14 protein-coding genes are annotated in these 9829 nt (G+C 41.4%); all 14 read right to left on the bottom strand.

All coding sequences use genetic code 11. From position 1 onward, the window contains the following. Positions 1–229 (bottom strand): phBC6A51 family helix-turn-helix protein (locus EW028_RS24090; RefSeq protein WP_255501804.1); only part of this gene is annotated, 229 nt, incomplete at its 3' end. Positions 230–330: 101 nt separating this feature from the next. Further along, positions 331–546 (bottom strand): hypothetical protein, encoded by a 216-nt coding sequence (locus EW028_RS25465; protein WP_131522724.1) that lies wholly within the window; start codon positions 544–546, stop codon positions 331–333. A gap of 176 nt (positions 547–722) precedes the next feature. After that, positions 723–3068 carry a phage tail protein gene (locus EW028_RS24080; protein WP_193767471.1) on the bottom strand — a complete coding sequence of 782 codons (2346 nt, stop codon included), beginning with the start codon at positions 3066–3068 and terminating at the stop codon, positions 723–725. 119 nt (positions 3069–3187) lie between these two features. After that, positions 3188–3523 (bottom strand): hypothetical protein, encoded by a 336-nt coding sequence (locus EW028_RS24075; RefSeq protein ID WP_131522722.1) that lies wholly within the window; start codon positions 3521–3523, stop codon positions 3188–3190. An 80-nt stretch (positions 3524–3603) separates the two neighbouring features. Further along, complete coding sequence (locus EW028_RS24070; RefSeq protein ID WP_004226498.1) at positions 3604–3846, bottom strand: hypothetical protein; 243 nt, start codon at positions 3844–3846, stop codon at positions 3604–3606. Between the two features lie 2 nt (positions 3847–3848). Further along, positions 3849–4496: a hypothetical protein gene (locus EW028_RS24065; protein ID WP_131522721.1), complete on the bottom strand. Its 648-nt coding sequence runs from the start codon at positions 4494–4496 to the stop codon at positions 3849–3851. 26 nt (positions 4497–4522) lie between these two features. Continuing rightward, the gene (locus tag EW028_RS24060; protein WP_131522720.1) at positions 4523–4942 is read right to left on the bottom strand and encodes a hypothetical protein; all 420 of its coding nucleotides are present in this window, start codon (positions 4940–4942) and stop codon (positions 4523–4525) included. Between the two features lie 154 nt (positions 4943–5096). Next, positions 5097–5267: a hypothetical protein gene (locus EW028_RS25460; RefSeq protein ID WP_193767472.1), complete on the bottom strand. Its 171-nt coding sequence runs from the start codon at positions 5265–5267 to the stop codon at positions 5097–5099. Then, positions 5204–5836, bottom strand: coding sequence for an HNH endonuclease (locus EW028_RS26115; protein WP_131522719.1), 633 nt, complete (start codon positions 5834–5836; stop codon positions 5204–5206). Before EW028_RS26115 ends, EW028_RS25460 begins: the two co-directional genes overlap by 64 nt. Positions 5837–5957: 121 nt before the next feature. Next, positions 5958–6263: a hypothetical protein gene (locus tag EW028_RS24050; protein WP_131522718.1), complete on the bottom strand. Its 306-nt coding sequence runs from the start codon at positions 6261–6263 to the stop codon at positions 5958–5960. A 2-nt stretch (positions 6264–6265) separates the two neighbouring features. Next, positions 6266–7054 (bottom strand): hypothetical protein, encoded by a 789-nt coding sequence (locus tag EW028_RS24045; RefSeq protein WP_193767470.1) that lies wholly within the window; start codon positions 7052–7054, stop codon positions 6266–6268. Between the two features lie 194 nt (positions 7055–7248). Next, entirely contained in the window at positions 7249–7488 is a 240-nt protein-coding gene (locus tag EW028_RS24040; RefSeq protein WP_131522716.1) for a helix-turn-helix transcriptional regulator, read from the bottom strand. A 685-nt stretch (positions 7489–8173) separates the two neighbouring features. Continuing rightward, a complete protein-coding gene (locus tag EW028_RS24035) occupies positions 8174–8764 on the bottom strand; it encodes a hypothetical protein (protein ID WP_131522715.1) in 591 nt (196 codons plus the stop codon). Positions 8765–9575: 811 nt separating this feature from the next. Beyond that, positions 9576–9737 (bottom strand): hypothetical protein, encoded by a 162-nt coding sequence (locus EW028_RS25455; RefSeq protein WP_193767469.1) that lies wholly within the window; start codon positions 9735–9737, stop codon positions 9576–9578. Between the last annotated feature and the right edge of the window lie 92 nt (positions 9738–9829).

The following is a 9829-nucleotide window of genomic DNA, read 5'->3' as shown; positions in this document are numbered from 1 at the left end:
GTTCTAACTCGTACTGATAAACGTAGTCATAGTGTCTCCATCGATACAGCGTCATTCTTCTAACGCCGACTAATTGTGCGACTTGTTCTTGCGTCAAATATCCGTCATTTTGAGCGAGTAGAACGATCGCAGTAACCTTCGCTTCGTGTCCCTTTAGCTCGCGCATAAGGCGGGCTTTTTCCGTATCTGATACTAAGTACGGTTTATAGAATCGTTTTCCGTATACCATTTTTCACTTTCCTTTTCTTCAGAGAAAAAACGTACCCGAGTTTATATCGAATACGCTTCTTCTATAATTCATTGAATCAATAATTACCTTTGTCCAGAAATTTATACTAGGCTAATAATAATTAGAAATAGAGTTAAACCTACAACCCCTATAATAGAACTAATTTTTGTTTGCGCTATTTCTTTTTCATTCACATCTCTATTAAAGTTCTTTCGTTGCTGCCCTTCCATTGCATCCTTAGATTGAAAAAATCGCCATAGCGTTACTTGTCCGTTTAAAATTGCTTTCTCTGGATTGAAGAATTGCCAAATAAACATTGCATATAAAGGACTAAATAATACGATAAATGTTAATATTTACTTCCCCTCCCCTTAAAGCAAACTTCTCGACTTAATTTTCTTTTATTATAGGTACTATTCTATATATATTCCTAAAACCCTTGCATGTTTCGAGTCTTTTTCCTCGGCGACGAAAACTCAATCCGATACTACTCTTAGCCAACTTGTGTCCTCTCCTTTTCGATTAATTTCGCTAGTTTATACGCAAACTTATCAATGTCTGCTTCTTCTCGTATTACAATACTGTCAGCTAACTTCGCGATAGTGATTCCTCCGTTATTGCCTTCCGAATAGTCTTTATTTTCTCGCGCAGTAAGGACGCGTTCACCTTTGTGTAATCGCGCAGAATAGCCGTCATATGGTACGGAATCTAGTCCGCTATAGTGCGATTTCTTACCGCCTTTTTTACCCTCGCCAGCACCGATTAAATTTCCAACGAAGTTTACTCCAGCACTGATTCCGTTACTAATCCAGCTAGGCAGCTTAACGTTAGAGATAAATCCGATAAAGTCCTTTACGTGGTCTTTTGCAGTCGAAATCCATCCGCTAAGCGTTTCGAACCAACCCTGCACGATAGATAGCGCTCCTGAAAAGTTATCTAACGCATTTTTAACGCTTGTTAAAATGAAGTCAACTAGCGGAGCTAAGACGTTGTCCCACGCCCACTTAATGATGGTCGATAGTGCTTCCCATGCGATTCCTAGTAATTCAAGGATAGGCTTTGCGACTGACCACAGCGTTGAAAATAGTTGAACTAGGAACGAGATTGCTGGAGCAATGACGTTATTAAATACGGTTACCGCAATATCGCCGAGAATCTGCAGCATATTCCAGAAACCTTGAAGATACGGCTCTATAATGGACCATGCGTTAGTCCATATGCTGACAATCGTGGACCACGCTGTAGAGAATATTTCTTTCAGTCGGTCAAATGTTGGAGAAAGTTGCGTTATTTTTTCGGAAATATACGCTTTTACTTCGCCAAATTTAGATTTAACGTTAGTTATAAATTCGGATACTTTCGAGATGATTCCGCTAATCTGTCCGTCTACTTTTGTCGCTGTTTCAGGCGAGAATCCTAATGCGGTTAGTAGGTCTACGGTACCTCCACCAATAATTAACGTCCCTATGCCAGAAAATACGCCTTTTACCATATCGAATGCTGATTTTAGGCTGTATCCGAATTTGCGGATAAGATTAGTTTGCTCATCAGAGAATCCAGCGCTTTTTAGTATGTCTAAAGAGGCTTTGTGCTCGCCGCCGAAAATTTTAGCTGTACTTTTAAAGACGGCTTTAACCTTGTCGAACGCATCTTTCAGCGAATATCCGAACGTCATAATAGCTCGTATTTGCCCTTCACTAAAACCGGCATCTTCGAGTAGATTTCGGGCTGTTCCGTATCCCTTGAGTCCGTTTTTAAATATTTCCGATACGGATTTGAATGCGCTACTAATACCGTTAATGACTCCGCGAACGGCTTTGCTATTATCATAAAGCGCTTTAAGTCCGACTGCTGCTGCGGCTATTCCTGCGGCGATTAACGATACTGGATTCGCTAAGGCTGCGATGATCCCCACACCCGCAAGTGCGCCAACAAACGTTGCTACTGCGCCTGCAGCATAAGAGATTGGTTTACGAAACTTCACGAATAAATCGTAGAGTGCAATAGCTTTGTCGGTTACTTTGCCGAGCATACCGCCTAGTTTATCGGATAGTGATTTCACGTCGATTTTAGTATCGATTGCGTCATTGATACGTTGTAGGAAGGTTCCTAATTTTGAATTTGATTCTCCACCCATATCGCGGAAAAACGTACCGACTCGCTCTTTAAGGCTATTCCATCTACCAAGTGTAGTCGATCCCATTGCCTCAACTGTATCTTGTGTAATATTCATTTTATTTAATGCCTTATCTATTCCTCTAAGCTGCTCCTCAAATGAGCCACCCTTAACATCATTTAAGATGTTTTTATCGAGGTTAAATACATCACGTAAAGAAATCGTATCTCCGGACGCAAGTTCACGCATACCGCGCACAGCATCATCGATTGATTTCGTTGGATCACTGGCAACAAGACGCTCAACAAGCTTCCATGCTGTTCCAAGTTGTTTCATGTCTTTAGTTAGCGTAAGAAGTCCCTTTGATCCTGCGAACATGTCTCCTGAGTTAAGTAATGGAGAATCGATTGCCATTTTATCGACCATTTTCATGTATTGATTCGTCGCATTATCGTCCTGGAATGCGGCTTGGATAATCGCCTTTGATTGTTCAAACTTAGCAGCCTCACCAATCGTTGCATTCAGTAATTTCGCTGCCCCATTAGCTCCAATGTAAGCACTAGCTAGCCCAACGAGTGTACTTTGGAGACCCCCGAATGAGGCGCTGAGTCCGTTAGAACCTACGTGAAGTCGGCTAATACTTGCAGAAAAGCCGTTCATACGATTGGACGTTGAAGATACAGCGCCGCCAAGACGATTAGTTGCCGATTGCGCTCTCGACATACTTTCGCTAGTAGTGCGGCTTGTACGATTCATCCTATCCATCATCTGCGTGATTCGTCTAAGACGGCTTGTCCCATTGCTATCTCTAACGCGAAACACCGCGGTTAAATTAACGGCCATTAGATGCGCTCAACTCTCTTTGCTACTACGTCAGCCAATCGGTCGGCTTGTTGGCTTGCTGTAATGTATCGTTTGCGAGCGCTTCTATCATCCTCTGCATATTCGATAGCTGCATTCAGCGCCTCTAATCGTTTACGAGCATGGTCCGCTTGTATTCGACCACTCATTGCAATAGCTAGTAATGGTACTTTTAAATCAGCTGCCAGTTTAACCTTTAATTGCGGAACTTTACCGTGAAGGCGTTCTACTTCTACTACAAACTTAGCTGCAGCAAGTATAATTTCGTTATCGTCTAGTAATTGCGTTATTTCCTGCTTACGTTTGATTATTTTCATCCCTTATATCCCCCTTATTTTTTATGAAATGAAAAAAAGACACGACGTTAATTACCGGCATGTCTTTTGTTAATATTGCGTTATTCAGTTTGCTGTGTTTCATGCTCTTGTTGTGCAGCTCGTTTAATGTTTGCGTATAAAACACGCGAACTTAACGAACCAATTGCACTTGCGACTTGTAATGCGATTGCTACGTCCTGTTGTTGAATTGTGCCGTCTTTCAGTTTCTGCTTTAATCCAGATTCTAAAACGCGGTAATTAGTGCCTTTACCCTTCGTTTGTTGTGCCATCAATGCTTCTAATTGTTCGTTATATTTGCTCATAATTATTTCGCTCCTTTAGTTTTCGTTGGTACTTCTGCGATATATTCAAAATCGTTCGGCTTATGCCCGTATGTGAATCGACTAACCTGGCTGATTACTTCATGCACTCCATTTGTAACTCCCAGACTTCCCATAACTTTCGCTGTACTTGTCGGGTGATCTATTACCGGACTCTCACTCGTCTTACCTTGACTACGATTTGCTCTAGTTATTTCAGCTATTTCTTCACGTAAATATCCGTAAGCCTCTTCACCATCGCGGTGATCAATAATACAGCTAATTAGCAAATCCCTCGCCATTTTTAATTTTGCATCAACAATCGGTTCATATTCAGCTCTAACCTTAGGCACAAACACATTTTGATACTCATTTACTACATCTACAGACGAAATCTTACCTTCCGGCATAGCCGCATGTGCTAAACGAGCATCACGCTCCCGTCGTGCTACAACCTCTTTTTGTAGCGCAATGTCATCGTCAATTTTAGCGAGTTGCGCAGTTGCATCTGTGCCTTGTTTAATGCTTTCTGTAAACGTATATTCATATTGCGTCTGCAACTCACTTAAACGAGCGCGTGCATTTTTTAAGTCTGTTTGATACTTCTGGTGTTTCGCTGCGCGTTCAGCACCTTCTTCTCTGTAATCTTGCAACAGTTTAAATTCATGCGTCTTAATTGTCATTTTAGTATTATCCCCTTTGTTTTTAGTATTTGAATAATTTTTTCTAGCTTGTTGATGAACCACAATCGCCATGTTGGAATAACAGGCGTTGGCTGTTCGTCTTGCTTGTCCAACTCGAATAATTCGACTAACATTTCCTCGTTACGAGTAATCTGCTCGCGCGTTCCTTCGACCTCTCTGCGATAAATCACCGGGTACTGAGCGCTCATTAATTCTCGATACAACTCTTGGCTATCCGTCTGCAGCTCGCTAATTTCAAACGCATATAAATCGTCTAGCAAGTCGATAACATCCTCATAAGGCTTTGAGATTTCACCAATTAAATTGGATATGCCTCGTTCATCCGTTTGGTAAATTAACAGTGAAATGAACGGAACCTCTCGCAAATAGACGATTGAAAGTAAGGCGAAGCGCATTTAATCACCGCCTTTTAACAGTTGCTCAATTACATACGTTGCTGCTTCTGATTGTGCAAAATATCGGGCATCCAGCGTGGCCACTTCTTTCGGCAAGAATATCCGATACTGGCGTTCTCCCTCGTCGATGTATACACAATGTTCTCTGTTGTCATTACTGTAGTAAATCTGCATTTTGCTCCTCCTTTTTTCCATTAAAATAGCGACACAAGTCGTATTTTTCACGCTGTGCCGCCGTCATTTCTCGTAGTTTATAAAGTGTTATCCAACCGCTGTTAACATCTCCTGCGTTATATCTATAGACGCCTCGCTCGATCTTTTGCATTGTTTCGCCTCATTTCTCCGAATCTCTACCGCCTCATCGCGTAGGTGCCCTATCATCTGCTCAACTTCAATGTCGGTCAGTTTCCGGCCAATAAGACCGCCGATAAAACGTTGGACGAACGGTCGTAATAGTTCCGGTTTGAATTGCTTGGGATATTTATCGAATGCTTCTATCGCAAAAAGTCCGTTCTTTTTGCCATTACATTTTTTACATGCCGGAAGAACATTTGCGGGAATATTTGCTCCTCCATATGCATTGCCGTCTTTCAGCGGGTAAACATGATCACACGTCGCAATAACACCCTCGTCTTTGAGCGATATACCGCAATATACACAATCTTGCTTGGCTAATTCGGCAATATACTCCCAGGAAACGAGTGGTATTGTATCCCCCGCCCTAGCTGCATAATGTCGAGCACGTACTCTATGAGTCTCCCCATTTCTCTCGCGGTGCTTACTACGGCAATTCCGACAAATATTCTGGTGTCCAGTTTTACTCTTAGCATCACGTCGGAATAGCTCAATTGCTTTTGTCTCGTTACAAATACGACAAGTAAGCTCTTTACACATGATGCTCACCTACTTCCATTGCAAGCGCCAGTCTTGTTTCGATGTAAGCTAGTTTTGCGATTAATTGAAGGTATTCTAATGTCATTTCATATCTGCTCCTTTTCATTTCAAGTGTTTATATTTACGCTACGCACTCGATAGTGACATCGAGATTTTGTCGCGCAATTACCATCTTCAAGTGATTCAATAATGCTGCGTTTGGATTCTGCTGAATTGCATTGTACTCGTCAGCAAGTGGTTTACTTTCAGTTTCAATGTGCACAGATACGTCTTTCAAAGGTTGTAGCACACGAATGAGTGTCTTAAATGCCGGATAAACTGCATTACTCTGAGTAAAAGTTTCGGCATAAATGCTTCCGTCTGACATTTCGATTTGTACGTCATATTCTGCGACGTCAATTTGTGTAATAGTCTGCTTTAGTTTCATTTCTAAACTCCTCCAAATTGATTAAATTGTGTTCTTACCGCCTGCAACTGCTCACCATTTCCGCCAAATACTACGCGTGGATTTACTGTGATTCCTTTTTGGCGACGGTCATTCGTGTTCTCAAAGAATCCAAACACTACTTTTCCGTCAATTTTCACGCGGTTCATTGTCGTTTTCAGCTTTGCAGCATTCGCATACCCTAGTAACTCTGCTAAACTTTCAATATTCATCGGCTGTAATCGGTCTGAATCCGTTTCATCTGGATTGTGGCAAACGATATTTGTCTCGAAATTTAAAAACGGCAATACCGAGTAGACTAGCGCAAGCTGTCCGACCGTTCTGCCGTTTGATAAATCGTATAAATCACGTACTGTTTTCTTAAACATTCGTGTATGTTGCAAATCCGCTGTATGCGATTGAATTGACTTAATGTTTCCTCTGAAAAAGACGGTAGGATTCATGTAAAGCACCCCTTCCGACTCTGAAATGATACCTTCCTGGCAATAACGACTGAATAGTTCGCGAGCACGTTTGCGACTAAGGCCAGTCAACTTTTCAAAACCTTCAAGACTGATTACCTTACCGTTATCGTATTGCAATCGTCCTGTATTCCATGCGATGTATGTCCCCAGATACATTAATCGAGCGATGTCAGTGTTATTTAATGAAGGGAAACGTTCAATTATTGTTCGTGACTGCTGAAAGAAGGCGAAAACAAAACCTCCGTTTTCTTCTTCGTGAGAGCCTAGCGCCTGGATTGATTCAATAGAACGAAATTTTGATTCGGTCATTTTTGGAACCAAGTCATGAGTGAAGAGATCGCCTAAGTATTCTCCCGTTTCTAAGCTGTACGGCTTACCATCTCTTACTACGTAGTTTTGTTTTTGCGCAATAACCTTGCGTCGTGTTGCCTGGTTTAATTGTACGAATTGTTTGCCTGCTGATAATGCTGTCATGTCATATCTTCTCCTTTTCTGATTCCGTTTTATTTTTGTAAAGCGTCAGCGAGTTCGCCTAGTTCAGCGATAACCCTCGCCAAACGCTGCCGTGATTCATCGAATTTTTGAAACGCTTTATTTGCGACCATTGGTGTGAGGCGACGGTCGCCACGTTCAATCGAGCTTAGCATCGTTGTTGAAATACCTAATTCCTTCGACAACTCGCTCTGTGTTAACCCGAGTGCCTCACGATAATACTTGATTTGAGCTGCGTTCAATTTTGACATTTCCTCACCACCTCTAATATTGTTGTGTAAATTCCTCAACTACTCTGCAAAATAAAAAAGCCGCCCGAATGGACCGCTTGAATTTATGTTATTTACTTCCTCAATCTATATAATGACCTATCGTGTAAAATATGGCTTCCCTTGTATAGGTGTCTAAAACGGCAAATAGTGTATTAGTGGACAAAAGTTTTTACTTCCTCAATCTATAAAGTACAACCGAAGGTGAAATACAAGCATTCATATAGCATAGATAACTAAACAGATGTTTTGGTACTTAGACTTTTCTTTCCCTATAATGTTTAGCCAACAACTACGCTATTTTGTGACGAAATTAATCGGCAAAAGCTAGTTTTTCTCCGTACTCTTAGGCTAGATACGTTGTACATAAAAATATGGCTAAAAACTTCCCTTCATAATATATAGATAACTAAACGGCTAAAATACATTATTTAGTGCCTTTCCTCACCTATATAGCCAACTAAACGCCTAAAAGACCACCTCTGAATTGCAATCTTTACAAACTTGTAACATTAACGTTCACATTTTAGACACATTCCATAATAACTACATTTTACTTCCTTATTAGGTATAGCCATTAACCGCCTAAAAACTCAACCTAACTAATCTGCGTGCAACCATCTAAAATCGCTATTCCACTTTTAGACGACATGACCGCAGTATGGAATTACTTCTCGTCGTCATATGCCGTAGCCCAAGTCGTTCCCCAAAACTCGCGAGAACGGCGGGTAGTTGTCGATTGGATATCGTCAATATTCTGAGAAGTCGAGCGCTTCTTGCCACCAATTAATTGGCGCTGCTGCGAACGTGCAACCGTCTTTTCAAAGTCATCGGTATCCACGAAATGGCGTTGGTCCGTTTCTATTAATCTTTCATCACTCGACCAAAATCCATACTCATGCGAATAGTGGTTATCGCGAGCCATTTCACGTTTTGTACCGTTTTCAACCGCCTGTTCTCTCCGTTTCAACTTTCGTAAGTAGACGTTTTTACGCGACCTACATTCTTCGGAGCATACGACCGCCGAATTAGGCTTTGAATGATCGTAGAATAAATAACCGCAAGCACAACACGGTCTAACACGCTTATTTTGAAATATTTCCGGTGATTCTTCTTCTAACTCTCGCAACAACAGCATGGCATCATATATATCGCATCCGTCCATGTCCAATACGCTTTTCATAAATTCAACTGCGCCAGAACCTGGTGACGCTTCGAATGCCAATTCCTCGATAACTTGACCCTTTTGTATTTTCACAATTTCACACTCCTCAAAAATTACCTGCCTTTTACGTCCCGAAATCGACGAATTACCTGCCTTTTACGTCCCGGTTACTTTTGTTACGACAACACAATATATAGTATTTTATGTATTGAATTAGCTACAAATTGCATATATATTGTACGATTCTCCATATCGACAGGACATCTTGTCTATCTTATCAGTAGTATCACGTAAGGATAACGCCCAATATCAACAGTAACGATAAAGGTTCCGTTTGGTTGGAACAACCTATTAAAACCTTTGCGTCCTCATTTTGCAAAGAACGCAAAATAAGTCCGCGTCTATCTATTACATCGATATTATTACAATCGCTAGATATCATCAATAATGTAATGAGACGGAGGCTTTAGCCGACGTAGAGGATTTGCGTCAGCAAAGACTCGCAATATCTTTTATCTTCTTAAACGATAGTTCTCGTTAGATATAGTTCTTCTTACTGTAAATACATATGGTGTCCGTAGTTACGGTGTCGATAACCGTTTACATGGAGCGATAGCGACATAGAGGATTTATGCGTTAGCATAAAGACTCGTTAATTATTAAAAGATAGTAGTTTAGTTAAAAAGAAAGTAGTATAGTTCGTGTATCCGGTTTGACACCCCTAAGGTGTATTCCATCTGACACCCCTTGCGTTTCAATTCCGCCTTAACCTCGCGCAGTTCTCGTACTGTCATCTCGTCAACCGTTTTAAGTTCGCCAGTGGACGGGATTGTGTGCGGTTGGTCGCGTTGCTCTTTTGGCATCGTTGCGATTCTGTAGAGGAAGTCTACGCCCTTATTGGTGGTCAACCACCGATTAGTCTCACCTCCCAATTCGATGAAAACCGCGATAAACCATTTAGCCGAGTCTTACCTGACATCTGCGCAATTGTTACTGCTGTTTTACCAGCCTTAACGTAGCCCACTTCTGGGCTAGGTTCTAATCCGCCACTTCCTCCTTCTGACATACGAACCTTTGCTAATTGAAGCTTGTTCGGCTAACATTTTATGTGTATCTAACTTTTCACAGTTTTGGGAAAGGTCTGTTCGTTTTTCCTAC

This window comes from Lysinibacillus sp. OL1 (assembly GCF_004332175.1).
GTDB lineage: Bacteria > Bacillota > Bacilli > Bacillales_A > Planococcaceae > Lysinibacillus > Lysinibacillus capsici.
The sequence above is the reverse complement of the archived record's forward strand: the minus strand, read 5'-3'. Positions and strand labels throughout refer to the sequence as shown.